23 protein-coding genes and 4 tRNA genes are annotated in these 24,178 nt (G+C 57.2%); 12 read left to right on the top strand and 15 right to left on the bottom strand.

What is annotated here, in order from left to right:
• The first annotated feature begins 155 nt into the window (after nt 1–155).
• Complete coding sequence (gene serS / locus MHM37_RS07565) at nt 156–1,433, top strand: serine--tRNA ligase (protein WP_239296251.1); 1,278 nt, start codon at nt 156–158, stop codon at nt 1,431–1,433.
• Here the strand turns inward: serS and MHM37_RS07560 are convergent.
• Nucleotides 1,375–2,205, bottom strand: coding sequence for an SIMPL domain-containing protein (locus MHM37_RS07560; protein ID WP_139525593.1), 831 nt, complete (start codon nt 2,203–2,205; stop codon nt 1,375–1,377). The genes serS and MHM37_RS07560 overlap by 59 nt on opposite strands.
• Before the next feature lie 194 nt (nt 2,206–2,399).
• Between MHM37_RS07560 and MHM37_RS07555 the strand changes: the two genes are divergently transcribed.
• Nucleotides 2,400–3,521 carry an AI-2E family transporter gene (locus MHM37_RS07555; RefSeq protein ID WP_239296252.1) on the top strand — a complete coding sequence of 374 codons (1,122 nt, stop codon included), beginning with the start codon at nt 2,400–2,402 and terminating at the stop codon, nt 3,519–3,521.
• A gap of 62 nt (nt 3,522–3,583) precedes the next feature.
• Here MHM37_RS07555 and trxA read toward each other — a convergent pair whose 3' ends face one another.
• Entirely contained in the window at nt 3,584–3,967 is a 384-nt protein-coding gene (trxA, locus tag MHM37_RS07550) for a thioredoxin (RefSeq protein WP_009722702.1), read from the bottom strand.
• Between the two features lie 276 nt (nt 3,968–4,243).
• On the opposite strand from trxA, the gene cysB reads away from it, so the two are divergent.
• Nucleotides 4,244–5,218, top strand: coding sequence for an HTH-type transcriptional regulator CysB (gene cysB / locus MHM37_RS07545; protein ID WP_139525595.1), 975 nt, complete (start codon nt 4,244–4,246; stop codon nt 5,216–5,218).
• Nucleotides 5,219–5,311: 93 nt separating this feature from the next.
• On the opposite strand, the gene MHM37_RS07540 is transcribed toward cysB, so the two are convergent.
• Nucleotides 5,312–5,932 carry a phosphoadenosine phosphosulfate reductase family protein gene (locus MHM37_RS07540; protein WP_139525596.1) on the bottom strand — a complete coding sequence of 207 codons (621 nt, stop codon included), beginning with the start codon at nt 5,930–5,932 and terminating at the stop codon, nt 5,312–5,314.
• Between the two features lie 118 nt (nt 5,933–6,050).
• Entirely contained in the window at nt 6,051–7,409 is a 1,359-nt protein-coding gene (gene pabB / locus MHM37_RS07535) for an aminodeoxychorismate synthase component I (protein ID WP_139525597.1), read from the bottom strand.
• A 252-nt stretch (nt 7,410–7,661) separates the two neighbouring features.
• Here pabB and MHM37_RS07530 point away from each other — a divergent pair, with 252 nt between their 5' ends.
• The 5 genes from MHM37_RS07530 to prpF all read left to right on the top strand — a co-directional run bounded on the left by MHM37_RS07530 (nt 7,662) and on the right by prpF (nt 14,471).
• Nucleotides 7,662–8,447, top strand: coding sequence for a GntR family transcriptional regulator (locus MHM37_RS07530; protein WP_139525598.1), 786 nt, complete (start codon nt 7,662–7,664; stop codon nt 8,445–8,447).
• 12 nt (nt 8,448–8,459) lie between these two features.
• Nucleotides 8,460–9,359 (top strand): methylisocitrate lyase, encoded by a 900-nt coding sequence (gene prpB, locus MHM37_RS07525; RefSeq protein ID WP_139525599.1) that lies wholly within the window; start codon nt 8,460–8,462, stop codon nt 9,357–9,359.
• Nucleotides 9,360–9,414: 55 nt separating this feature from the next.
• On the top strand, nt 9,415–10,542 hold the full coding sequence (prpC, locus tag MHM37_RS07520; protein ID WP_139525600.1) for a 2-methylcitrate synthase: 1,128 nt from the start codon (nt 9,415–9,417) through the stop codon (nt 10,540–10,542).
• 31 nt (nt 10,543–10,573) lie between these two features.
• The gene (gene acnD, locus MHM37_RS07515; protein ID WP_239296253.1) at nt 10,574–13,213 is read left to right on the top strand and encodes a Fe/S-dependent 2-methylisocitrate dehydratase AcnD; all 2,640 of its coding nucleotides are present in this window, start codon (nt 10,574–10,576) and stop codon (nt 13,211–13,213) included.
• A gap of 79 nt (nt 13,214–13,292) precedes the next feature.
• Nucleotides 13,293–14,471, top strand: coding sequence for a 2-methylaconitate cis-trans isomerase PrpF (gene prpF / locus MHM37_RS07510; RefSeq protein WP_239296254.1), 1,179 nt, complete (start codon nt 13,293–13,295; stop codon nt 14,469–14,471).
• A gap of 66 nt (nt 14,472–14,537) precedes the next feature.
• On the opposite strand, the gene MHM37_RS07505 is transcribed toward prpF, so the two are convergent.
• Complete coding sequence (locus MHM37_RS07505) at nt 14,538–14,822, bottom strand: ComEA family DNA-binding protein (protein WP_139525603.1); 285 nt, start codon at nt 14,820–14,822, stop codon at nt 14,538–14,540.
• Nucleotides 14,823–15,096: 274 nt separating this feature from the next.
• Between MHM37_RS07505 and pyrF the strand changes: the two genes are divergently transcribed.
• Nucleotides 15,097–15,798, top strand: a complete 702-nt coding sequence (gene pyrF, locus MHM37_RS07500) for an orotidine-5'-phosphate decarboxylase (RefSeq protein WP_239296255.1) — start codon at nt 15,097–15,099, stop codon at nt 15,796–15,798.
• Here pyrF and lapB read toward each other — a convergent pair whose 3' ends face one another.
• The 3 genes from lapB to MHM37_RS07485 form a co-directional block, all read right to left on the bottom strand.
• Nucleotides 15,799–16,992, bottom strand: coding sequence for a lipopolysaccharide assembly protein LapB (gene lapB / locus MHM37_RS07495; RefSeq protein WP_239296256.1), 1,194 nt, complete (start codon nt 16,990–16,992; stop codon nt 15,799–15,801).
• Nucleotides 16,993–17,298, bottom strand: a complete 306-nt coding sequence (locus tag MHM37_RS07490; RefSeq protein ID WP_139525606.1) for a LapA family protein — start codon at nt 17,296–17,298, stop codon at nt 16,993–16,995.
• Nucleotides 17,299–17,393: 95 nt separating this feature from the next.
• Entirely contained in the window at nt 17,394–17,690 is a 297-nt protein-coding gene (locus tag MHM37_RS07485) for an integration host factor subunit beta (RefSeq protein WP_139525607.1), read from the bottom strand.
• A gap of 218 nt (nt 17,691–17,908) precedes the next feature.
• Between MHM37_RS07485 and MHM37_RS07480 the strand changes: the two genes are divergently transcribed.
• Together MHM37_RS07480 and MHM37_RS07475 are read left to right on the top strand one after the other, a co-directional pair.
• Nucleotides 17,909–18,202, top strand: coding sequence for a succinate dehydrogenase assembly factor 2 (locus tag MHM37_RS07480; protein ID WP_139525608.1), 294 nt, complete (start codon nt 17,909–17,911; stop codon nt 18,200–18,202).
• Nucleotides 18,162–18,560 (top strand): hypothetical protein, encoded by a 399-nt coding sequence (locus MHM37_RS07475; RefSeq protein ID WP_231125524.1) that lies wholly within the window; start codon nt 18,162–18,164, stop codon nt 18,558–18,560. The genes MHM37_RS07480 and MHM37_RS07475 overlap by 41 nt, the downstream gene beginning before the upstream one ends.
• A 4-nt stretch (nt 18,561–18,564) precedes the next feature.
• Here the strand turns inward: MHM37_RS07475 and nadB are convergent, their stop codons facing one another.
• The 7 genes from nadB to uvrY all read right to left on the bottom strand — a co-directional run bounded on the left by nadB (nt 18,565) and on the right by uvrY (nt 23,895).
• The gene (gene nadB / locus MHM37_RS07470; RefSeq protein WP_239296257.1) at nt 18,565–20,151 is read right to left on the bottom strand and encodes an L-aspartate oxidase; all 1,587 of its coding nucleotides are present in this window, start codon (nt 20,149–20,151) and stop codon (nt 18,565–18,567) included.
• A 181-nt stretch (nt 20,152–20,332) separates the two neighbouring features.
• Nucleotides 20,333–20,419, bottom strand: a tRNA-Leu gene (locus tag MHM37_RS07465).
• Nucleotides 20,420–20,458: 39 nt separating this feature from the next.
• A tRNA-Cys gene (locus MHM37_RS07460) sits at nt 20,459–20,532 on the bottom strand.
• 31 nt (nt 20,533–20,563) lie between these two features.
• A tRNA-Gly gene (locus tag MHM37_RS07455) sits at nt 20,564–20,638 on the bottom strand.
• 98 nt (nt 20,639–20,736) lie between these two features.
• Complete coding sequence (pgsA, locus tag MHM37_RS07450; RefSeq protein WP_239296258.1) at nt 20,737–21,285, bottom strand: CDP-diacylglycerol--glycerol-3-phosphate 3-phosphatidyltransferase; 549 nt, start codon at nt 21,283–21,285, stop codon at nt 20,737–20,739.
• A gap of 98 nt (nt 21,286–21,383) precedes the next feature.
• Nucleotides 21,384–23,198 (bottom strand): excinuclease ABC subunit UvrC, encoded by a 1,815-nt coding sequence (gene uvrC, locus MHM37_RS07445; RefSeq protein ID WP_239296259.1) that lies wholly within the window; start codon nt 23,196–23,198, stop codon nt 21,384–21,386.
• A gap of 46 nt (nt 23,199–23,244) precedes the next feature.
• On the bottom strand, nt 23,245–23,895 hold the full coding sequence (gene uvrY / locus MHM37_RS07440) for a UvrY/SirA/GacA family response regulator transcription factor (RefSeq protein ID WP_139525612.1): 651 nt from the start codon (nt 23,893–23,895) through the stop codon (nt 23,245–23,247).
• Between the two features lie 174 nt (nt 23,896–24,069).
• On the opposite strand from uvrY, the gene MHM37_RS07435 reads away from it, so the two are divergent.
• Nucleotides 24,070–24,145 (top strand) — tRNA-Ala (locus MHM37_RS07435).
• Nucleotides 24,146–24,178: the final 33 nt, after the last annotated feature.

The following is a 24,178-nucleotide window of genomic DNA, read 5'->3' as shown; positions in this document are numbered from 1 at the left end:
GGTATGTAAATTGTTCATAGCGCATACCGGCGCTTTACCTAGGGGTGGTGGTGGCCATGCCCCATAGCCCCTTGTCTCGCTTTTGCCTACAATAGGCCCCTTTGCCACGGCGTCGATGTGCCGTGTTCCACTGAATTCAGGCCAAGGGATAATCCATGCTCGATCCGAAACTGCTGCGCGGTGATCTTGATGCGACTGCGCAACGACTGGCCCGCCGGGGCTTCGAACTCGATACTGCAGCGCTTAAGGCGCTAGAGTCGCGTCGTCGTGAACTGCAAACTCAGACCGAGCAACTGCAGAACGAGCGCAATATGCGCTCTAAGGCGATTGGTAAGGCCAAGGCCAGCGGTGAAGATATTCAACCGCTGCTGGATGAAGTCAGCGATTTAGGCGACCGCCTGGATAAAGCCAAAAAAAAATTGGCTGACGTGCAGGAGGAGTGGGACGAGGCCATCAGCGGTATCCCTAACCTGCCCCATGAAAGCGTGCCGGAAGGCAAGAGCGAAGACGATAATGTCGAGCTGCACCGCTGGGGGACGCCGCGAAAGTTCGATTTCGACGTGCTGGATCACGTGGATTTGGGCAAGAAGTCTGGTTATCTCGATTTCGAGCTGGCGGCCAAGCTGACCGGCGCGCGCTTTGCAGTGATGCGCGGGCCCGTTGCGCGACTGCATCGTGCGTTGGCGCAGTTTATGCTCGATACGCAAACCCAGCAGCACGGCTATGAAGAGTGCTATGTGCCTTACATGGTCAACCGCGATTCGCTGATGGGCACGGGTCAGCTGCCCAAGTTTGGCGAGGATCTCTTCAAGCTGAACGATGAGCGGGAGTACCACTTAATTCCCACCTCTGAAGTGCCGCTGACCAACTTCGTGCGTGATGAGATCGTCGAGCTGGCCGCACTGCCGATGAAGCTCACGGCGCATACACCATGTTTCCGTTCGGAAGCTGGCGCTTATGGACGCGATACGCGCGGCATGATTCGTCAACACCAGTTCGACAAAGTCGAAATGGTACAGATCGTGGAGCCGGAGAAGAGCTACGACGCGTTGGAAGAGATGCGTGGGCATGCAGAAGCCATTCTGCAGGCACTCGAGTTGCCGTATCGCGTAGTGACGTTATGTACCGGCGACATGGGATTCGGCGCAGCGAAAACCTACGATCTGGAAGTGTGGCTGCCAAGCCAAAACACCTACCGGGAAATCTCGTCTGTCTCTAACTGCGAGGACTTCCAGGCGCGCCGGATGCAAGCGCGTTACCGTCATCCAGATGTCAAAAAGCCGCAGTTACTGCATACGCTCAACGGCTCTGGCCTTGCGGTAGGGCGCTGCCTGCTGGCGGTGCTCGAAAACCACCAGCAGGCAGATGGATCGATTACTGTTCCGGCTCCCCTGCAACCCTACCTGGGCGGCCTCGAGCGTCTTGTCCTCTAAGCGCCCACTCGACGTTTACCCCGGCATCGATGCGAATGGTGCCGGGGCGGTAGTCGCTGGCGGCACCGCCGCCGACTGTGTCACTTTCGGCGCGCATGGCCATCATCCGGGGCTGGAAAATGGGCGATTGCGTCTCTTCGATACGCTGAACGGGGCCAAGCGTGACGTTGAGGGTGCTCGCCATGAGGTCGGCTTTATGGCGGGCTTTTTCCAGCGCCTTGGTCAATGCCTCGTCGGTAGCTGCTTCCCGGTCTTGTAGATCGAACTGCACGCCATCCAACGCATTGACGCCAGCGCCAATCAGCGCGTCCAGCACATCGCCTAATTGGTCTATATTAGTTAGCTCGACGCTGAAGGGACGCTCCAAACGGGTGCGCATCAGCGGTTCCTGCTCGCCATTTTCGTTGTGCGGTCCTGCAACGTGCTCAGGGTAAACGTTCAATGAGCCGGCGTGGATCGCACGCTGCTCGATGCCCAGTGATTCCATGGCGGTGATGAGTTCACTGGCACGCTCTTCGAGGCGTTCACGAGCGCTGCCAAGCGCGGCGCTGTCCGTCTCTTCGAGGGTGGACACTGCCGGCGTGTTTTCCCAAAGGCGAGCAGAGAGCGTGGCCTTGTCGGGTTCGACCTCTACCCACGACTGTGCCTGGACGCTGAGGCTGGGGGGCGCGGGTGGTGCCGCTTGTGCACTAGGGGCTGCCAAAAGGGCTAGTAACGCGCCGGCCAGCACGCCATGACGAAGCCGTTTCAACGAGTGTGTTGCTGTTTTCATCGGTCACTTCCTTGCTGAGAGAGCCAATACGTTGTGTGCGCTAAATAGCGTGAGATGTCGCTGCTTTGAAGGGGGCGTGGACATAAAGTTCACAGGCTAAGCGAAAACGAAAAGCGGTTGCTGAATGTTTGCATGGTTTGTGCAACGTCATCTAAACGACCATCATGTATGGATAACATGCTAAGGAAAGGGCTATGTCGATGTTGTCGGATGAGGATTATCGAAGTATTCCCCTCAACGCCACCCTGGCGATTGCTGCGCTAGTCGTGATCATCGCGGGTATGAAAATAGGTGCCGATTTATTGGTGCCGCTGCTGCTGGCGGTATTCATCGCCGTGGTGTGTACCTCTCCCGTTCAGTGGCTGCATCACTGCGGCCTGAGTCGACGAATGTCGGCGCTGATTACGCTACTGGTGTTGATGGGCTTTCTTTCCCTGATCGGTTTACTGGTCGTGAACAGTTTCAGTACGTTCATCGAGGCGCTGCCGGATATCGAGTCAAGGCTTTACGAGCACTATTGGGATCTTCTCAATACGCTGGCCTCCCACGGGCTGGCCATCGATCCTGATCAGCTCAGTTCGATGTTCGCCATGGAAGATGACGGTTCTTGGGTCGCTACGCTTCTGGGCGAGCTGGGTTCGCTGTTCATGCAGGGCAGTATCGTTGCACTGCTGGTGATCTTCATGCTGTTCGAAACACTGCACTTCCGCGATAAAGTGTCGCGCGCGCTAGAGAATCCGGCGCCGAGCCTCAAACGGTTCAGCGAGTTCAGTGTGACGTTAAAGCGCTATTTGGCGGTGAAGACCGTGATTAGTTTGGCGACCGGCGTGCTGGTGTGGCTCTCATGCCTCATGGTGGGCGTGGAATTTCCGCTGCTCTGGGGAGTGCTGGCCTTTGCGCTCAACTTCATTCCCAATATCGGTTCCGCGCTCGCGGCCATTCCGCCGGTGCTGTTGCTCTTGGTCTCTCAGGATGGCGGTTTACTTCAGGCATTCTTATTGGCTTCAGCGTATCTTGTCATCAACTTCATTTTGGGAAACTTGATCGAGCCACGAGTGATGGGCCAAGCGCTGGGATTATCCACGTTCGTGGCGTTTCTCTCGCTAGTGGTGTGGGGTTGGATCTTTGGTGCGGCGGGTATGTTGCTGTCGGTGGTGCTCACTATGACGCTGAAAATCGCGTTGGATAGCCATCCACAAACGCGCTGGATCGCTCACTTGTTAGGACCTGGCAGGCAACGGAACGTGCAGGTAAGGCGACCTGGCGATGCGCGTCGTCCACCCTGGCGACGAGGTGTATGGTCGAAGCGTGAATAAGGCGGAGAAGGAGAAGAGGAAGCGTCGTTACCGCTGGCCATGCCAGCGGTAACGTGAACGGCTTAAGCGTTCTGGTCGATGAACTGCGTCAACTGAGACTTGGACTGCGCACCTACTAGAGAAGCGACCTTGGTGCCCGACTTGAACAACATGACGGTGGGGACGCCGCGAACACCTTGCTCGGCAGCGATTTCCGGGGCATCGTCAACGTTCACGCTGACGACTTTCAAGTTGTCGCCACGCTCGGCGGCCACTTCATCGACAACAGGCGCCATGACTTTACATGGGCCGCACCAGGGGGCCCAGAATTTCAGCAGGACAGGCTGTTCGGCGTTGAGGACTTCTTGCTCGAAATTGGCGTTGGTGACATCAACATTATTAGCCATTTGCTTCTCCCGTTTGCGTTGCTCTTGCTGTTTCGTTGCCTCAAATGGAGCAACGGTCATTACGCGATATATTAGCGCACTTTCACCGCGCCAAGTTGCCAGATGTTAGCGGGCGAGAAGGGTGCTGGCAAATTCCTGATACGATTCAGCCTTAAATAGAAAAAATTAATAGATGTTCATAGGCGCTATTTTTTATACTATAAGGGAATTATGAGGCGTTTTTTTATTCAAAAATGTGCTCATTGAAGCACGGTTATCGGGTGCTTGGCCAAGCACGGAGTCGCAGCACGAGGATGCGCTATGACGTGCTTACGGCATAGACAATAAGGTGAGGATATGAAGCTACAGCAACTTCGCTATATTTGGGAAGTCAATCGACACAACCTCAATGTCTCGGCGACAGCTCAAAGTTTATTTACTTCCCAGCCGGGCATTTCCAAACAGATTCGCCTGCTGGAAGATGAGCTCGGTGTCGAGATTTTTGCTCGGAGCGGAAAACACCTCACCCGTGTCACGCCTGCCGGACAGTCGATCATCGAATTGGCGGGGCAGGTACTCAAACTCACCGAAAACATCAAGCAAGTAGCGCAAGAGCACAGCGATGAGCGTCGCGGTAGCCTTGCGATTGCCACCACACATACACAAGCGCGCTATGCGCTGCCACCGATCATCAGCGAATTCACGCTGAAGTATCCTGAAGTGGCGCTGCACATGCAGCAGGGCACGCCCAAACAAATTGCTCAAATGGTCAGCGAAGGGCAGGCGGACTTTGCCATTGCCACGGAGTCATTGGAGTTATTCACCGACCTAGTGTTGCTGCCCTGCTATCGTTGGAATCGCTGTGTGCTGGTGCCTAAGGAGCACCCGCTGGCCACCCTCGACGGACCCTTGACCCTGGACGCATTGGCCGAACACCCGCTAGTGACGTACGTGTTTGGTTTTACCGGACGCTCTCAGCTCGACGATGCGTTCAAAGCCAAGGGCTTGACGCCCAATGTCGTCCTAACGGCGGCCGACGCGGACGTGATCAAAACCTACGTGCGCTTGGGAATGGGCGTGGGTATCGTCGCGCACATGGCGGTCGACCCGGCACTGGATAGTGATTTGGTCGCCCTGGATGCCCGCCATCTGTTTGCCAGTTCGACGACGAAAATCGGTATTCGGCGCGGGACCTTCATGCGTGGCTACATGTACGATTTTCTAGCGCGTTTTGCACCGCATTTGACCCGTGACCGAGTGGATGAGGCGCTAATGGCCGGGCCGCGCTTCGAACAGACGCTGTTCGAAGGCGTCGAGCTGCCAGAGTATTGATCCCAAAAAAACCTGCTTCGGAAGTTAGGCCGAAGCAGGTGAAGGGAGGCATGACGAACTTTATGTTACGTGGCGCTTTGATCCGTGCTGATCTTAGTGCTGAAGATGTAGGCCGCACTCGCGCTTCTCTTCCACCTTGGTGGGGTCGAAGTAGTCGAAGTTGTTGGGTAGATCATGTGCTTCCAGGTAGTAGTACATATCTTTGGCCGTCCACTGAAGCAGCGGCGCCACTTTCAGTAAGCCGTCGCTATTACGGCTGACGACCTGCATTTTCGCTCGCTCTGGCGTGTCTTCGGCGCGCAGGGCTGTGAACCATACGTCAGGCTTCATCTCGCGAAGCGCCCGTTCGAAAGGCTCTAGCTTCACTTCTTGCGTAAAGGCGTTGTGCCGCGGGTCATCGATGCCAGGCATTGGCCCATCCAAGGCTTCACGATGGGCGCGGGTGCGTTGGGGTAGGAAGCTGACGATGTTCAAATTCAAACGCTGAATGAGTGCGTCTGCGAACTGATAGGTCGCCTCGGTGTTATAGCCGCTATCCATCCATACGATGGGAATATCCGGACGCACCTGCGTCACCATGTGCAAAATGACGGCTTCGAAGGGGCGAAAATTGGTAGTGCAAATAGGGCGCTCACCCTGGCTGAACGCCCACTCGATAAGCCCTTGCGGGTCGTTGGCGAAATCGCGATTGATCTGTTCGAGCGTTGAGGACATGCGGCCTCCTATGTGAAAAAGCGTGCAATGTCTCTAGGCTACCAAAAGCGAAGGACTTCTCCCCAATACCGTTTGGTTAGGCTTTTATATTTCTTTTGGATTTAAAAAAGTAGTTTGTTTATTCCAAGGCGCCAATCAAATGACGAATCTTGTCCAATGTCTCGGTGTACTCTTCCTCGGCTTGTGAATCTGCCACCAACCCGCCGCCGCCCCACACGTGGAGAGCGCCATCGTCAGCCACCATTGTGCGTATGGCAATCGACGTATCCATGCTGCCGCGCACGTCGATATAGCCCAAGCTGCCGCAATAGACGCTGCGCTGGCAGGGCTCCAGTTCATCGATTATTTGCATTGCCCGTATTTTGGGTGCGCCGGTAATCGAGCCGCCGGGAAACGCTGCCGTGAGCAATGAAAGCGGTGAGTGTTGGGACGCCAGTTGGCCTTGCACCACGCTGACTAAGTGATGGACGTTGGGATAGCTCTCTAACTGGCATAGCTGCGGCACGCGAATGGAGCCGGGGACACAAACGCGACCCAAATCATTGCGCAGCAAATCCACGATCATCACGTTCTCTGCACGGTCTTTGGTGCTGCTGAGCAAATCATTCGCCAGGGCACGGTCCTGGTCGGGCGTTTTGCCTCGTGGCCGTGTGCCTTTGATGGGGCGTGTTTCCACTAAGCCGTCACGGCTTTGAATGAAGCGCTCGGGAGAGAGCGATAGCACAGCCTGATGACCCCAGGCCATAAAACCAGAAAATGGCGTGGGGGTTGCTTTACGCAACTGAAGATACGCTTGCCACTCATCGCCTTCGTAATGCGCTGTAAAACGTTGGGCGAGGTTAATTTGATAACAGTCCCCAGCACGAATGTAGCGCTGAACGGCATCGAAACGCTCGGTGTAGGCCGCCTGAGTCAACTCCGGGGAAAATCGCTGAGTGAGCTTGAAAGGCGTTGTTGGCGTGTCGGGCGCCGCCAGCCATGCCGCTACTTGTTCACGTCGCGCCGGGCTGCCAACGAACCACGCTTGCTCTTTGACATGATCTAGTGTGATGCACCAATCAAATAGCCCCACACGTAATAACGGGAGACGAGTGGCAGCCGGGTGTTGACTGGCGATATCGGCGCGATTGCGGCCCAGGTCATAGCTCCAGTAGCCCATCAGCCCGCCCAGAAAAGGCAATTCGCTCTTTACGTTGACCGCGGGTAGCTGTTCGATCAACCACTGCTGTTGCGCGGTTACGTCCTCGGCAAGTGAGGCGGGAAGAGTGAGCATGTCAGACGACAGTCGAGTGTCGCCCTCTGGGGTCATTGTCAGCGTTGCCAGCGGATCGCTGCTGACGATGTCGAAACGGCCGGTCGTCGCTTTTGGGCGGCCGCTATCAAGCAGCACTGCGCCGGGGCGGTGCCGCAATTTGGCGAAGAGCGCCAAAGGGTCAGTAGAGTAGGGCAGGGCTGAAATCGTCAACGCCGTTGTCATGAAGCAAACGCCAAGCCAGTGGGGGGCGACGTATTTTAGAGGCCGTAACCTTATGACACCAGTATGGCCGTCGACGCCTTTCTCACGCAGCAAACTCCATTCAGGATATGGCATCGCTGATTGTTGACATTGGTCGGGCGGTGAAGAAAGGACTTGCAACGAAAGGTGGACAAAAACGGCCTTTTTGCATGGTTGACGAGGGAAATGCGGCGGGCTAAAGTTCTTTTATTCCCTAATTGTCGACAATTCCCCATGACGTTACTTGCAACTACTTCCTCGACCTCCCATGACGGCTCTGCTGAACCGGTGTCGCCAGAGGTGCGTACGCTCGCGGAGCGCGTGTTTCATCAGTTACAGAGCGATATCGTACGTGGCGAATTGGCACCGGGCAGCAAAATTACCGAGCCTGGGCTCTCTAAAACTTACGGTATCTCACGTGGGCCGCTGCGAGAAGCCATGCGTCGTTTGGAGGCGCACCGCTTGATCGAGCGAGTGCCCCATGTGGGCGCACGGGTGGTCAAACTCTCCATGAAAGAGCTGCTGGAGCTTTTCGACGTGCGTGAAGCTCTGGAGAGCATGGCGGCTCGGTTGGCGGCGGAGCACATGTCGGCCGAGGAGATTCAAGGACTGCGCGACGTGTTGGCGCTCCATGAAAGGCAGGGTGACCTGAAGCGTGGTGAAGCTTACTACCAGCGTGAAGGCGACCTGGATTTCCACTATCGCATCGTTCAGGGCAGTCACAACAAAATGCTCATGAACTTGCTGTGCGACGACCTTTATTACCTCGTGCGTCTTTATCGCACGCAGTTTAGTGCCAGCGGCACACGGCCTCAGCGGGCATTCGTCGAGCACCATCGTATCGTCGACGCCATTGAGGCGGGCGATGCCGAGCTGGCCGAACTGCTAATGCGCCGTCATGTCAGCGCCTCCCGCGCCAATGTCGCCGACCGCTACGCCGCGATTCTTGAGCAATCGCCTGCAGCAAGCGTACCGGCGTCTACAAAGAACGAACAACAAGCCACAACAACGTCTGATTAGGAGCTTACGCCCATGCCGTCATCATCACCCTCGTCAACCCCTGGAGCACGCTTTCGTGCCGCGCTGAATGCCAACCAGCCGCTACCCATTCTAGGTACCATCAACGCCTATACGGCCATGATGGCCGAACGGGTGGGGCATCACGCTATTTATCTGTCCGGTGGCGGCGTGGCGAACGCCTCGTTTGGTTTGCCAGATTTGGGCATGACGACCATGAACGATGTGGTGGAAGACGCTCACCGGATTTGCGGAGCGACGGACTTACCACTGCTAGTGGATATCGATACCGGCTGGGGCGGTGCGTTCAACATTGCCCGCACGGTCAAAGAGATGCAGCGTGCGGGCGTGGCCGCCGTTCACCTGGAAGATCAGGTAGCGCAAAAACGCTGTGGCCATCGCCCCAACAAAGCCATCGTGTCGCAGCAAGAGATGGTCGACCGCATCAAAGCCGCTGCGGATGCCAAGTTGGACTCTGATTTTTATCTCATTGCTCGCACCGACGCATTCCAAAAAGAGGGCCTGGACGCCGCCATCGAGCGGGCAAATGCCTGCGTAGAAGCAGGTGCAGACGCTATTTTTGCCGAGGCAGTGCATACGCTGGACGACTACAAGGCATTCTGCCAGCGAGTGAACGCCCCCATTCTGGCCAACATTACCGAATTCGGCGCGACGCCGCTGTTTAGTCAGCAGGAGCTGGGCGATGTGGGCTGCCGCATGGTGCTCTACCCGCTCTCGGCTTTCCGCGCCATGAACGCCGCTGCCTTGAAGGTGTACCAGAGCATCATGACGCATGGCCATCAGCGTGAGGTCATCGACACCATGCAAACCCGCAATGAGCTGTATGACTTTTTGAATTATCACGATTTCGAGCAGAAGCTCGACGCGCTGTTTGCCGAGCAAAAAGACGCCTAAACGTTACCCCTATTGACCAACAATTCTTATAAATACGTACGTCAGGAGACAACACATGAGCGATAAACCGTTAGCAGGTGCAGGGTTACGAGGACAAAGTGCGGGGACGACGGCCCTGTGTACGGTGGGTAAAACCGGATCAGGCCTAACCTACCGCGGCTTCGATATCAAAGAACTGGCAGAAAAAGCCAAGTTCGAGGAGGTCGCTTACCTGTTGTTGAAAGGCAAGCTGCCCAACCAAGCCGAACTCGATCACTACATTGCCAAACTGAAAGGCCTTCGTAGTCTCCCCGATGCGCTGAAAACCGTGCTGGAGCAGATTCCCAAAGACGCCCACCCGATGGACGTGATGCGCACGGGTGCCTCCATGCTGGGCAACCTGGAAACCGAGGAGAGCTTCGACGAGCAGCAGGATGTCGCGGATCGCCTGTTGGCCGTACTGCCCTCGATCATTTGCTACTGGTACCGCTTCAGTCATGATGGCGTGCGTATCGACACCGACACCGATGACGCCTCGGTAGGCGGCCATTTTCTGCATATGCTACGCGGCGAGCCCGCCTCCGAACTGCATGCCCGGGTGATGAACGTCTCGCTGATTCTGTATGCCGAGCACGAGTTCAACGCCTCTACCTTCACTGCCCGAGTGTGCGCGTCGACGCTGTCCGATATGCATTCCTGCGTGACCGGTGCGATCGGTTCGCTGCGCGGCCCGTTGCACGGCGGAGCCAACGAAGCGGCCATGGCGATGATCGAGCAATGGACGTCTCCCGAAGAAGCCGAGCGGGAAATGCTGGGTATGTTGGAGCGTAAAGAGAAGATCATGGGCTTTGGCCATGCGATCTATCGGGAGTCGGATCCGCGTAATGCCATCATCAAAGAGTGGTCGAAGAAGCTGGCCGACGACGTTGGCGACAGCGTGCTCTATCCGGTCTCCGTCCGCTGTGAAGAGGTGATGTGGCGGGAGAAGAAGCTGTTCTGCAACGCCGATTTCTTCCATGCCAGCGCCTACCACTTCATGGATATTCCCACCAAGCTGTTCACGCCCATTTTCGTCATGTCGCGGGTGACCGGCTGGGCTGCGCACGTATTCGAGCAGCGCGCCAATAACCGCATTATTCGCCCCAGCGCAGACTATATCGGCCCTGAGAAGAGCGAATGGGTACCCATCGAAGCGCGCGACTGATCGGTTGCGTGGTGACTAAGTGAGAGGCGTTATGAACACGAATTATCGCAAGCCGCTACCGGGCGTTCTGGTAGAGGGCGAGCCGGTAGAGTTCTTCGATGCACGTCAGGCGGTCGAGGACATACAGCCCGGCGCCTATGCCACGCTGCCCTATACCTCACGGGTATTGGCCGAACAGTTGGTGCGTCGCTGCGACCCTGAGCTGCTTAGCGATGCGCTAAAACAGCTCATCGAGCGCAAGCAGGAGCTGGACTTTCCCTGGTATCCGGCGCGGGTGGTGTGCCACGACATTCTCGGCCAGACGGCGCTGGTGGATCTGGCGGGGCTGCGTGACGCCATTGCCGAAAAAGGGGGCGACCCCGCCAAAGTGAATCCCGTGGTGCCTACCCAGCTCATCGTCGATCACTCCTTGGCGGTGGAGCACGCGGGGTTCGAGAAGGATGCCTTCGAGAAAAACCGTCAAGTGGAAGATCGTCGCAACGATGATCGCTTCCATTTCATCAACTGGACCAAGCTGGCGTTCGAGAACGTCGACGTGATTCCTCCCGGCAACGGCATCATGCACCAGATCAATCTGGAGAAGATGTCGCCGGTGGTGCAGTGCCGCCCAGATGAACAAGGGTTGCGTATTGCTTATCCCGATACCTGCGTGGGCACCGATAGCCATACGCCCATGGTCGACGCGTTAGGCGTGATCTCCGTGGGTGTGGGTGGCTTAGAAGCCGAAAGCGTCATGCTGGGGCGCGCCTCCATGATGCGCCTGCCGGACATCGTCGGTGTCGAGCTCACCGGTAAGCTACAGCCGGGCGTCACCGGCACCGACATGGTGCTGGCGATTACCGAGTTTCTGCGTAAAGAGCGGGTGGTGGGCGCTTATCTGGAGTTTTATGGCGAAGGGGCCGATGCGCTGACCGTGGGCGACCGTGCCACCATCTCCAATATGACACCGGAGTACGGTGCCACGGCGGCGATGTTCTACATCGATGATCAAACCATCGAGTACCTCAAGCTCACCGGGCGGGAAGACGAACAGGTGGCGCTGGTCGAAGCGTACGCCAAGCAGACCGGCCTATGGGCCGATAGTTTGACGACGGCCGAGTACGAGCGGGTACTCCGCTTCGATCTCTCCCGCGTGGCACGCACGTTGGCGGGCCCCTCGAACCCCCACGCCCATTTGCCGACCTCGGAGCTCGCCAAGCGCGGCATCGCCATCGATTTGGATAAAGCCCGAGCCGATGAACAGGCCGGGAAAATGCCGGATGGCGCCGTCATCATTGCCGCCATCACCAGCTGCACCAATACCTCCAATCCGCGCAATATGGTTGCGGCAGGGTTGATTGCCCGCAACGCCAACCGATTGGGGCTGACGCGCAAGCCGTGGGTGAAGTCGTCGCTGGCGCCCGGCTCGAAAACCGTCAAGATGTACCTGGAAGAGGCGCACTTGATGGACGAGCTGGAAACCCTCGGCTTCGGCGTCGTGGCCTATGCCTGTACGACGTGTAACGGCATGTCCGGGGCGCTGGAGCCCAGCATTCAGCAGGAGATCATCGACCGCGACCTGTACGCCACGGCGGTGCTGTCCGGTAACCGTAACTTCGATGGACGTATCCATCCCTACGCCAAACAGGCGTTCTTGGCCTCGCCGCCGCTGGTGGTGGCGTATGCCATTGCGGGCACGATCCGCTTCGATATCGAAAAAGATGTGTTGGGGCACGATCCTCAGGGGAATCCGGTCACGCTCAAAGACATCTGGCCCGACGATAGCGAAATCGACGCCATCGTAAAGTCGGCGGTGAAGCCCGAGCAGTTCCGCCAAACCTATATCCCGATGTTCGACCTGGACAAGAGCGCGCGTACCCAGGTAAGCCCGCTGTACGAATGGCGGCCCCAAAGCACCTACATCCGCCGCCCGCCCTATTGGGAAGGCAACATGGCAAAAGAGCGTGGACTAAAGGGCATGCGTCCGCTAGCGATTTTGCCGGACAACATCACCACCGATCACCTGTCTCCCTCCAATGCCATCATGCTCGATAGTGCGGCGGGGGAGTATCTGCACAAGATGGGCCTGCCGGAGGAGGACTTCAACTCCTACGCCACCCACCGTGGCGACCACCTGACCGCCCAGCGGGCCACCCTGGCGAATCCAAAACTGTTCAACGAAATGGTCCACGATGAGCAGGGCAAGGTGCTGCAGGGGTCGCTGGCGCGGATCGAGCCGGAAGGCAAGGTGACTCGCATGTGGGAAGCCATCGAAACCTATATGGCACGTAAGCAGCCGCTCATCATCATTGCTGGGGCGGATTACGGGCAGGGCTCCTCCCGTGACTGGGCGGCAAAAGGTGTTGCCCTTGCGGGGGTAGAGGCCATCGTCGCCGAGGGCTTTGAGCGTATTCACCGCACGAACTTGATCGGTATGGGTGTTATGCCGCTGCAGTTCGAGGAAGGGACCACGCGGAAAACCCTAGAGTTGGACGGCACGGAAGTCTTCGATGTGGAAGGCACGCCCGAACCGCGCGCCATGCTCACCCTAGTCATTCACCGCACGAGTGGCAGCACCGAGCGCGTGCCAGTGGTTTGCCGATTGGATACGGCCGAAGAAGTGACCATCTATTCTGCCGGTGGCGTGCTGCAGCGTTTTGCTCAGGACTTTTTGGAATCCTCCGTTGCCTAGTCGTCTCAGCGCGATGGTAAGGGGGTGATGAATAGCGAATAGCCTGGCCGTAGCCAGGCTATTGTTTAAGAGGTGCGTCATGGCTCATCAAGCACAAATGCGTATTCCCGCCACCTATATGCGGGGCGGCACCAGTAAAGGGGTGTTTTTCACTTTGAGTGACCTGCCCACTGCCGCTCAGGTGCCGGGTGAAGCGCGCGATAAGCTGCTACTGCGCGTGATCGGTAGCCCCGATCCTTATGAAAAACAGATTGATGGCATGGGAGGAGCTACGTCCAGCACCAGCAAAACGGTGATTCTCTCGAAGAGTGACTCGCCCGATCACGATGTGGATTACCTATTCGGCCAAGTCTCGATCGATAAACCCTTCGTGGACTGGAGCGGTAACTGCGGAAATCTATCCGCGGCGGTAGGGCCTTACGCTATCGCCAACGGCTTGGTCGATCCCGCCAAGGTGCCTCGAAACGGCATCGCGGAAGTGCGTATTTGGCAGGTCAATATTCAGAAAACCATCGTTGCCCAAGTACCCATGGCGGAGGGTGAGGTGCAAGAGACCGGTGATTTCGAGCTGGATGGCGTCACCTTTCCTGCCGCAGAAATTCCCGTCGCGTTTATGGACCCGGCGGACGGAGAGGGAGCGATTTTCCCCACCGGCAGCGTGGTCGATGACCTAGAGGTGCCGGGCCTTGGTGTCCTGAAGGCGACGCTGATTAACGCGGGGATCCCGACCGTGTTCGTCAATGCCGAGGCGTTGGGTTACACCGGATGCGAACTGCAAGACGCGATCAACGGGGACGCCAAGGCGCTGGCGATGTTCGAGACGATTCGTGCCCACGCGGCGGTTAAAATGGGGCTCATTCAGCGTGTGGAGGAGGCGGCTAGCCGCCAGCACACCCCGAAAGTCGCCTTTGTCGCGCCGGCCTCGAGCTATACCGCGTCAAGCGGTAAAGCCGTTCGTGTGGAGGATGTCGACCTGGTCGTACGAGCCCTATCGATGGGTAAACTGCACCATGCCATGATGGGCACAGCGGCGGTGGCGATTGGCGCAGCCGCGGCCATTCAAGGCACGTTAGTGAACCTGGCCGCAGGAGGCATCGAGCGCGAGGCGGTCACGTTTGGGCATCCGTCAGGTACCCTTCGAGTGGGAGCAAAAGCCAGCTTGGTTGATGGCCGTTGGCAAATCGATCAGGCGTTGATGAGCCGCAGTGCCAGGGTATTGATGGAGGGTGAGGTCCGTATCCCCAGCGATACGTTCTGATCGGTAGAGGTAGTCTGCCGCCGCTGGCTATCGTCAAGCGGCGGCAGAGCGCGGTGATGGCTCACGTTACTCTTCGAACGTGACCTGATCGCGCATACGGTCTACCGTGGCAGGGCCAATGCCGCTCACCCGAGTGAGGTCATCGGCATTCGTAAAGGCGCCGTTGGTTTCGCGCTCTTCGATGATGGCGGCGGCGCGGCTTGGGCCGATGCCTGGTAATTCAGCTAACAGTTCTTCATCGGCGCTGTTGACGTTGATGGGAGCCACGGTTTGGGCAAATGCTGCACTGGAAAGTCCTAGGCTCAGACTGATGAGAAGTGCAACGACAAAGCGTTTGACGGCTGTGTGCATGGTTCATGTCCCTTATTTGGTGCTTAGGTGCCAGCCACGTGCTCAACGTGATGGCGAGTAGTCGCGGTCACCTTCATGGTCGCCGCCTTAATGAACTTAAACTTTTCAAAACGTAAGTGCTGTAAGCGATCAACGATAACTTTTGTAAGTCTTTCGCTACAGGGTAATGGCGAATCGCTTACACAGCTTATATGGCGAGGCTGGTACACTAGGCGCTTGCCCCTGCGTCCAAGACGTGATTTTTCAACAGCGTTCACGAACACGGAGTAAGCGCGTGTCCACCGATTCCCCACTGATTATTGCCCTCGATTACCCCTCGCTCGATGCGGCGCTCTGCATGGCCGACCAGCTCGACCCGGCTCGCTGTCGTGTCAAAGTCGGTAAAGAACTCTTTACGCGCAGTGGCCCTGCGGTGTTGGAAGCGCTTCACGGCCGTGGCTTCCAGGTATTTCTGGATCTTAAATTCCATGATATTCCCAACACGGTGGCCAGTGCCGTTCAGGCGGCAGCGGAACAGGGGGTTTGGATGGTGAACGTACACGCATCGGGCGGGCGTAAAATGATGGAAACAGCCGCCAAACAGTTATCCGATCATCGACTCGCGACTCACTTGATCGCCGTCACAGTGTTAACCAGTATGGGCAAAGAGGATTTGGCGGAGGTGGGCTTAACGGCAAGCCCTGCTGAGCATGTCATGCACTTGGCGGCTTTGACGCAGCAAAGTGGTTTGAACGGCGTCGTCTGTTCGGCCCAGGAGGCGGCCCAGATTCGTGCGAAGTGTGGCGAGGCGTTTTTGAAAGTCACCCCAGGCATACGGCCAAGCTTTGCTGCAGCGAACGATCAACAGCGCATCATGACACCCGCTGATGCGATGCGCGCGGGCAGTACGCATTTGGTGATTGGTCGTCCGGTGACCCAGGCCGAGGATCCCATGGCAGCGTTGGCAGCCATCGAGGCCGAGCTTTCGGGCGTGTGATCACTCGCCCTCTACGCCGGTAATCGGTTTGATCGTTCCCCAGCGGCGACAGCTTGGGCACTGCCATGCCAAACTGTCGCTGCTAAAGCCGCAGCGGCGACAGCGTTGGCGGGGCCTCCCGCTCATCAGGGCCTTGGTGTGATGTTTGAGCAGCATCAAGCGTGTATCGGGCGTCTCTTTACCCATGAGGCGCTCGCTCTCCAAGTAAAGATCTACCAGATAATCCAGTCCCCCCAAGCTAGGGGCTTCTGCTAGCCATTCGCCGGTGCGCTCGATAGCGCTGTCGACGCCCTCTCGTTGATGTACCAGTGTGCCTAGTGCCACGATGACGCTAGTGTAGGGGGCTTCGCCTAATAGTTGGTAGAGGTGGGTTTCCAAACCAGCTAGGTCGTCGTGCCGTGCATAGGCGCGTTGCAAGGCTGGTAACATGGTCGGGATGTGAGCGATATCCTGTTGGGGAATATGGCCGAGACGTTCGATGGCTTTGGCGTATTGGCCATTATCCATGTCCAAATCGGCAAGCATCAGCGTCGCACGTACACAACGCTCGTCTAGCTGTAGCGCTTTTTTGAGATGTTTACGTGCTAGAGCACGGCTGGATTGGTCGATCTCTTGCTGAGCAAGCTCGCATAGCCAGTGAGAGGCAGGTCGGCGCATGGCGGGCTGCTGTTTCATGAGCGGTTGAACGATTTCTAAGGCATCCTGCCACTCTTTTTCACGCTCGAGCAGGTCGATCAATAGTCGTTTAGCCTCCAGGCGCAGGTCCTCTTGGCTGGAGTGCTCCAGCAGTGCCCGCAGCAAACGCTGCGCTCTATCATGCACGCCCAGGGCGATGAAATCCCGTGCGAGTTCGAGCTGAATGGTTTCATTGGTCGTGGTAGAGAGGGCGGGGCGGGCGAGCAGGTTTTGGTGGATGCCGACGGCTTTGTCCGCTTCACCCCGCGAGCGAAACAGCTTCCCCAAGGCAATGTGTGTCTCAACGGTCTCGCTGTTGACATCTAGTGCATGGATGAACGTTTTGATGGCTTCGTCAGGCTGCTCGTTCAATAAGTAGTTCAGCCCGACGAAGTATTCTCTGGAGAGGCCCGGAGCGCGGGAGGGTCGCTGGGCGCGGCGGTGGGCGTAACGAAAACCCAGGCCAAAGCCAATGGCTATGGCTGCCAAGAGAACGCCTAGCAGCACCGCATCCTGCATTTAGGCAAGTTCCTTAAACCCCTGCGTACGTAAACGGTCTAGCTCTTTACGCTGCTGTTTGTTGTGGCGCTCGCTACGGGCGAGCTGCGCTTTTAGACGGACGTACACACCGAGCATGGCCAGCATGCCGACGATGACGCCAACCGCCAACGTGGCCAGCAACCACACCGATAGCGAGACCGGAGGCAGTTCGGCCCAGATCAGGTTCAAGGGGATGGCCTGCTGATTATTGACGGCGAACAAAATGCCGACCAGCAGCACTACCAATAAAATGACGGCCAGAATCAGCCCTTTGATCCAACGCATGAGAGTTTCCTAGTCAGTGACATTCATGGTGCTATTGTGTCTGAGTCTCGGCACGGCGTCATCCCGCAGAAGGTCGGATACCGCTACTTTCGCGGTCAGTAGCCGAGCGCACGACTGGCGTCGACTTGCTCGCGCAACTCCTTGCCCGGTTTGAAATGCGGGACGTACTTGCCATCCAGGTCCACCGGGTCACCGGTTTTAGGATTGCGCCCTGTGCGCGGCTCGCGATAGTGAAGCGAGAAACTGCCAAAACCACGTATCTCCACTCGCCCTCCGTTGGCAAGCGCATCGGTCATATCGTCCAAGATAATACGCACCGCCGTCTCGACTTCTTTGGCGGATAGCTCCGGTTGACGCATCGCAATTTGTTCGATTAATTCAGATTTGGTCATCGGTTGGCTCCCTGCGAACTTTAAAGGCCGTGACGCACATGCGACCTCGATAACATCGAAATCAGCATACTGCGCATAAACGCATAAAACAATTCAGATAAAACAAGGTACTAGGTAAGTACAAAGCTGATTAACAGCATAGGCGATGCTCGGCGCTGGCGCGACCCTGCAGCTTCGGTATACTGGCCTTTCATTTCACTGACTCGGAGAAGCGACCGTTGAGCGACGACACTTCCCCTGCTGCCGTTCTACGAAAGCGGCTTTATTGGCACTCCCGGCGCGGTATGTGGGAGCTGGATCTGCTGTTGATTCCCTTTTTGGAGCAGCGATTCGACGCGCTAAGCGAACAGGAACAGCGCACTTACCAGCGCTTGATCGAAGAAGAGGATCAAGATCTGTTCGTGTGGTTGATGCATCGAGAATGGCCCGAAGACCCTGAGCTTCGCCATCTCGTCCAGATGATCGTCGAGCATGCTGAAACCACCGATAACGCTGCCTATCGTACGCTCTAAATTAGCCGTTGGTGTTCAAGTTGCTTTGGTGCTGGGTTTGGCGCTACTCACCGCTCGGGCATTAAGCGTCTGGGTATCGTCAGGTATGCTCGTGATCAGCGTGTGGCTGATCGTTAGGGCTTATCGTACACAACGGTGTGGTGAGCTTCATCTGGTGCAAAACGGCAGTCAGTGGGAAGGTTACTGGCTGCAGAGCACGGGTGAGCCGGGCGTGAGGTTAGGTGTAAGCTGTGACTACCTTGGGCCTTGGCTGGTCGGTCTGCGTATTGGTGCGCGGCGAATGTGGGTGTGGCCCGACTCATTGCCGAATGCCAGTCAGCGCGCATTGCGTCGCTGCTTTCATCGGCCGGGCCGCTGATCCTTTAGACTAGGTCATCTAGCTTTATCCACGATGGCTGAGTATCCAGTGCGGGGCGCGGCCAATCCTTCGAGTAGTGCAATCCCCGTGATTCGTGGCGCTTTGCGGCGGCCATCACCGTCATTTTGGCCAATGCCAGGGCCTGCTGGAAGCGAATGCTCTCTGGATGTGCCTTGGCGGATTCGTTCGACTCCCATTCATCGCTCAGAGCGGCTAACGCTCTGCGGGCAGCTTCTAGGCCTTGATCGCTCCGAACGATGGAAACATGTTGGCTCATGATGCTACGCATCGTGTGGCGATACCGGTCGAGCTGCTTAGCGTCAAAAGGGGCGTCTGGGGTTAAGGGAGGGGGGGTTACGGTTTCTTGCGTGACCGTCTCGCGCGCGTGCTTAGGGGACGCAAGGATGTGCTGCGCACAGCTTCTAGCATACACCAAGCACTCCAGGAGCGAGTTGCTGGCCATACGGTTGGCTCCGTGAAGGCCGGTGTAGGCGGTTTCTCCGATCGCGTAGAGGTTGGCGACCTGTGTGGCGCCCACGTGATCCGTTGCGACACCGCCGCAGCTATAGTGTGCGGCGGGAACAACGGGGATCGGCTGGCGCGTAATGTCGATTCCCCGTGAGGCGCAATGCGTCAAAATCGTGGGGAAGTGATGGCGTATGGCTGCCTGCCCGAGGTGACGAATGTCTAGCCAAACGTGCCCCAGTGTGCCTTGCTGAATGTGCGCGTCGATGGCGCGTGCCACCACGTCTCGCGGGGCAAGTTCGGCGCGCGGGTCCAGGTCGGGCATGAAACGGTGGCCCGTCTCGTCGAGCAAATGTCCCCCTTCACCTCGTACTGCTTCGCTAATGAGGAAAGCCGGGCCGTGCGGGTCGTAAAGGCAGGTGGGGTGAAACTGCTGAAACTCGAGGTTGCAGAGCGAGGCGCCCAGCTCGGCTGCCATTATCATCCCTTCGCCGCTGCTGGGCGAAGGGGTGGTGGTGTGGCGATAGAGCCCACTCGCTCCGCCGGTCGCCAGTACCGTGTGTTGGGCGAAAAGCAATTGTCGCCGCTGGCTACTGTCGACGCCCTGGGCGCCAATGCAACGGCCCTTGGCATCTTGCAACAGGTTGACGATGGTGAGATCGCTGCGTTGGGTAATGCGTGGGTGCGCGGTGACGCTGCTGACCAGGGTATCGACGACGGCGCGGCCTGTTGCATCGTCGGCGTGAATGATGCGCCGCGCATTGTGCCCGCCTTCTCGGGTGAGGTGGTAGGGGTAGCGAGCCTGAGGGTCGGGGTCGAGGGTGAAAGGCACGCCCCTGTCGATGAGCCACTGAATGGCCTCAGGTCCGTGAGATACGGTAAAGCGAACGGCTTCTTCGTCGCACAGACCGTCGCCTGCAATCAGCGTGTCCCGTACATGATCATCCAGGCAATCATCTGGGGAAAGCACCGCTGCGATGCCGCCTTGAGCCCAGCGACTGGCCCCTTGATCATCCTGTTTAGGACGAACCAGGGTAACGGACAAATGATCAGCAACTTCCAACGCCAAGGTTAGACCAGCGACACCGCCGCCAATAATCAATATGTCAGATGCTGGCGTGCTCATTTGGCCCGCTTCCTCTCTTTACGACAATAGTCAGGAGGGCATGATAGCGTGACGTTTCGGACTAGGCGATGTGTTTGGTCAAAAAAACAGGGAGTTGGAGGGGAGGGGCAGATACAAAAAAGCCGCGTAGATAGCCTCTATCTCGCAGCGTTACTTTCAATCTAAATTAATGGTTTATCAATGGTGCCCGGAGCCGGACTTGAACCGGCACGGAGTTACCTCCGAGAGATTTTAAGTCTCTTGCGTCTACCAATTTCGCCATCCGGGCAGTGTATCGATGCTATGAAAGCCATCGTTACACTGAAAATGGAGGCTGGAGTCGGAATCGAACCGGCGTACACGGAGTTGCAGTCCGCTGCATAACCACTCTGCCATCCAGCCAAGCAAGTCGTTTCATTGGGGTCAATCAAATTGGAGCGGGAAAGGAGATTCGAACTCCCGACCCTCGCCTTGGCAAGGCGATGCTCTACCACTGAGCTATTCCCGCTCGACTCGAGGGCGAATTATACGCATCACCACGCGCTTGTCAAACAATCAATTTACCAATGGGTTCAAAGAGCTATTGTAAAACTGAGGCAATGCCCTTTACATGGAGCGGCTAAGGTGAGGCCAAGCAGCTTTGAGGTATTGGACCATGGAGAGCAGTGTCAGGGCGGCGGCGATGTAAAGCACCCCCACGCCTAAAAGGGCAATAAAATGTCCTGGGGGGAAGGCCAGAAGTACCAGAATGGCCATCATTTGCAGCGTGGTTTTGAGTTTGCCAATCCAGGACACAGCGACCATGCCGCGTTTGCCCATCTCTGCCATCCACTCTCGAAGCGCCGAAATGACGATTTCACGCCCAATGATGACCAAGGCTGGGAGCGTCAAGACCAGCGTGTCAAAGCGTTCGATCAGCAGGGCGAGTGCCACGGCGACCATGAGCTTATCTGCAACAGGGTCTAGGAAAGCGCCAAAGGGAGTGGATTGATTCCAGCGACGGGCGAGGTAGCCGTCTAACCAATCCGTCACGGAAGCAAGGGCAAACAAGCCCGCAGCGACTGGCATGCTCCAGCTAAAGGGTAGATAGAACAGTACGACCAGTAGCGGAATGAAAACGATTCTTGCCAGTGTGAGTATGTTGGGTATATTCATCGCAGGGCGCGATCCTTGCCGGAGAATCATGAAAGTCGGAGTGAAGCGTGGGGTCATTCTATCCCCCTTAGCGCATTGCATCCATGTTAAGAACGCGTTTATCCGTTCAATGACGTATAAATCGTCTCAGCCAGCGCGGCGTTGATGCCAGGCACTCTGGCCAGCTCATCGCGGCTTGCCTTTTGTACGCCCTGTAGCCCCCCGAAGAAGCGCAATAGTTCGCGCCGCCGTTTTGGCCCAATGCCGGGGATGTCTTGCAGAGTAGAGGTGCGCCGCGCTTTGTCTCTGGCGGCGCGGTGCCCGGCAATGGCAAAGCGGTGCGACTCGTCGCGAATGTGCTGTATCAGGTGCAGCGCTGGGGAAGCAGGGTCCATCGGTAACGGGTTATCGCTGGTCTCTAAGAATAGCGTTTCTAGACCCGCTCTACGGGTAGTGCCCTTGGCGACGCCCAGCAGCACGATGTTGGTGACGGCTAAGTCGTTCAATACGCCACGCGCCATATTGAGCTGCCCTTTGCCGCCATCCACAATCAAGATGTCTGGAGCCACCGCTTCACCGCTTTTTACTCGCTTCAGCCGCCGAGTGAGCGCTTGCTGCATGGCAGCGTAATCATCCCCGGCGGCAACGCCTTCGATGCGAAAATGGCGATAGTCGCTCTTACGCGGGCCTTGATGATCAAAAACGACGCATGACGCTACCGTCGCCTCGCCTTGACTATGACTGATGTCAAAGCACTCCAGCCGTTCTGGCAGGCTGCTAAGGCCGAGCGCTCTTTGTAGGGCCTCGAAACGCTGGGTCAGTTGAGACTTGTTGGCAAGCTGTGAGGCGAGCTGCTGCTCGGCGTTGGTCATGGCCAAGTGCTGCCACTGGGCGCGATGTCCGCGTACCTGGCTGGCGACCCTGATTTTTTTGCCTGCCAGTTGCGAGAGCGCATCGGCAATCAGCGCACTATCCTCTAGGGGGTGGCTCGTAATCACTTCCCCAGGAACATTATGGGGCTGTCCAAAGTAGTACTGGCTGACGACTTCGGTCAACAGCATCTCCGGCGGTAGGTCGAGATCGTTTTTTGGCATGTGATGGCGCGCGCCTAGTAAGCGTCCATCTCTCACGCTTAGGATAGAGATGCCGAGTGCACCCGGTCGCTGGGCCAGCGCAAACACATCGGCATCGCCACTCTCGTTATCGACGAATTGGCGCTGCTGAAGCTGACGCAGCTGCTGAATTTGATCGCGCAGACGAGCGGCTTCTTCGAAGTCGAGCGCCTGGCTGGCGATTTCCATCTCTTGAGTCAATAGCTGCGTGACGTGCTCACTCTTGCCTTCCAAGCACATGACGGCGTGCTCCACATCTCGCCGGTACTCTTCCTCGGAAATATAGTCCACGCATGGGGCGCTGCAGCGCTGGATTTGATACTGCAAGCAAGGACGAGAACGGTGGGCAAAGACGCTGTCTTCGCAGTTGCGGATGCGGAATATTTTCTGCATCAGCGTGAGGCTCTCCTTGACCGCGCCGCTGCTGGGGTAAGGGCCTAGGTAGCGGCCGTCATCGCGACGCTGGCGTGCACGCTTGTACTCCAGAGCCGGGTAGGGGTGGCGGTCAGTGACGAAGACGAAAGGATACGACTTATCGTCGCGCAGCAGAATGTTATAGGGCGGGCGAAGTTCCTTGATCAGCGTTTGTTCGAGTAACAGGGCCTCGGTTTCACTGCGGGTCACAGTGATTTGAATGTCGGCAATGCGCGCCACCATCGCCTGAGTTTTCGCATTGAGTTGGCCACGGAAATAACTTGCCAGCCGAGCTTTCAGGCGTTTTGCTTTCCCTACATAGAGCGTATTTTGCTCCTCGTCGAGCATGCGGTAAACGCCCGGCGACGAGCTGACGGAGCTTAGAAACTGCTTGGCATCAAAAGTCATGGCTGGGCATCGGCGCTCTCAAACGTCAGAAGAGGCGATGGTAGGTCTATCCCAGGATCGCGTCAAAGCCCTCGACGAGCCCGTGGCGTAAGGCAAGGTGAGTGAGTTCGACGTCCGTGGCGACTTGCAGCTTGTCAAACAGGCGGTAACGGTACGTGTTGACGGTCTTTGGGCTCAGGTGCAGGCGATCGGAAATGTCTTGTACACGCTGGCAGTTGACGATCATCAGCGCTATTTGTAGTTCACGGTGGGAGAGGTGGCTAAAGGGGTTATCCTCGTCAGTGAAGTGCGCCAAGGCAAGCCGCTGGGCAATCTCTTGGCTGACATAACGGCGTCCGTGGAAGACCTGCCGAATGGCTTCGGTCATTTCAACGGCGTCTGCCCCTTTGCTAAGAAAGCCTGATGCGCCGGCCTCGAGCATCCGTCGCAGCACGCTATCCTCCAAATGCGCGGTAAGAATAATCACTTTGACATCGGCCAAGGTGCGGTGGATACGGCGTGTGGCTTCGAGCCCGCCGATTCCCGGCATGCGGATATCCATGAGCACGATATCAGGCTTTAACTGGCGACACTGAGTCACGGCGCTTTCGCCATCGTCAACCTCACCCACGATCTTGATATCGCACTCTTCGTTGAGCAGGTGGGCGATACTGGTTCTCACCAGGTGGTGATCATCGGCAATTAAAACGTTGATCAAGGGTCTGGCTCCTGCAGGTAGTCATCGTTGGCTCGGGCGATACGCGTGCTGCGAAACTATAGAGTGCCACAGCTCTTGGCAAAGGAGAATTAGTTGATGCTTGTTTACTTTAAACCTTGACCTTGCACTGCTTGTCGCTTAGTATTCGCTCCGCTGCAGGTTGCTGCAGTGATTGGGGCCTTAGCTCAGCTGGGAGAGCGCAACACTGGCAGTGTTGAGGTCAGCGGTTCGATCCCGCTAGGCTCCACCAAATTTTAAACGCCGCGTTATTTATAACGCGGCG

Source organism: Halomonas sp. MMH1-48, assembly GCF_022348105.1.
Classification (GTDB): Bacteria; Pseudomonadota; Gammaproteobacteria; order Pseudomonadales; family Halomonadaceae; genus Vreelandella; species Vreelandella piezotolerans.
Note: the sequence above shows the minus strand (reverse complement) of the source record. Positions and strands in the feature narration are given on the sequence as shown.

Excerpts from the sequence above, each read along its gene's own strand:
- serS (WP_239296251.1), top strand. The coding sequence starts at position 156 with ATGCTCGATCCGAAACTGCTGCGCGGTGATCTTGATGCGACTGCGCAA.
- MHM37_RS07560 (WP_139525593.1), bottom strand. The coding sequence starts at position 2,205 with ATGAAAACAGCAACACACTCGTTGAAACGGCTTCGTCATGGCGTGCTG.
- MHM37_RS07555 (WP_239296252.1), top strand. The coding sequence starts at position 2,400 with ATGTCGATGTTGTCGGATGAGGATTATCGAAGTATTCCCCTCAACGCC.
- trxA (WP_009722702.1), bottom strand. The coding sequence starts at position 3,967 with ATGACCGTTGCTCCATTTGAGGCAACGAAACAGCAAGAGCAACGCAAA.
- cysB (WP_139525595.1), top strand. The coding sequence starts at position 4,244 with ATGAAGCTACAGCAACTTCGCTATATTTGGGAAGTCAATCGACACAAC.
- MHM37_RS07540 (WP_139525596.1), bottom strand. The coding sequence starts at position 5,932 with ATGTCCTCAACGCTCGAACAGATCAATCGCGATTTCGCCAACGACCCG.
- pabB (WP_139525597.1), bottom strand. The coding sequence starts at position 7,409 with ATGACAACGGCGTTGACGATTTCAGCCCTGCCCTACTCTACTGACCCT.
- MHM37_RS07530 (WP_139525598.1), top strand. The coding sequence starts at position 7,662 with ATGACGTTACTTGCAACTACTTCCTCGACCTCCCATGACGGCTCTGCT.
- prpB (WP_139525599.1), top strand. The coding sequence starts at position 8,460 with ATGCCGTCATCATCACCCTCGTCAACCCCTGGAGCACGCTTTCGTGCC.
- prpC (WP_139525600.1), top strand. The coding sequence starts at position 9,415 with ATGAGCGATAAACCGTTAGCAGGTGCAGGGTTACGAGGACAAAGTGCG.
- acnD (WP_239296253.1), top strand. The coding sequence starts at position 10,574 with ATGAACACGAATTATCGCAAGCCGCTACCGGGCGTTCTGGTAGAGGGC.
- prpF (WP_239296254.1), top strand. The coding sequence starts at position 13,293 with ATGGCTCATCAAGCACAAATGCGTATTCCCGCCACCTATATGCGGGGC.
- MHM37_RS07505 (WP_139525603.1), bottom strand. The coding sequence starts at position 14,822 with ATGCACACAGCCGTCAAACGCTTTGTCGTTGCACTTCTCATCAGTCTG.
- lapB (WP_239296256.1), bottom strand. The coding sequence starts at position 16,992 with ATGCAGGATGCGGTGCTGCTAGGCGTTCTCTTGGCAGCCATAGCCATT.
- MHM37_RS07490 (WP_139525606.1), bottom strand. The coding sequence starts at position 17,298 with ATGCGTTGGATCAAAGGGCTGATTCTGGCCGTCATTTTATTGGTAGTG.
- MHM37_RS07485 (WP_139525607.1), bottom strand. The coding sequence starts at position 17,690 with ATGACCAAATCTGAATTAATCGAACAAATTGCGATGCGTCAACCGGAG.
- MHM37_RS07475 (WP_231125524.1), top strand. The coding sequence starts at position 18,162 with ATGCTGAAACCACCGATAACGCTGCCTATCGTACGCTCTAAATTAGCC.
- nadB (WP_239296257.1), bottom strand. The coding sequence starts at position 20,151 with ATGAGCACGCCAGCATCTGACATATTGATTATTGGCGGCGGTGTCGCT.
- pgsA (WP_239296258.1), bottom strand. The coding sequence starts at position 21,285 with ATGAATATACCCAACATACTCACACTGGCAAGAATCGTTTTCATTCCG.
- uvrC (WP_239296259.1), bottom strand. The coding sequence starts at position 23,198 with ATGACTTTTGATGCCAAGCAGTTTCTAAGCTCCGTCAGCTCGTCGCCG.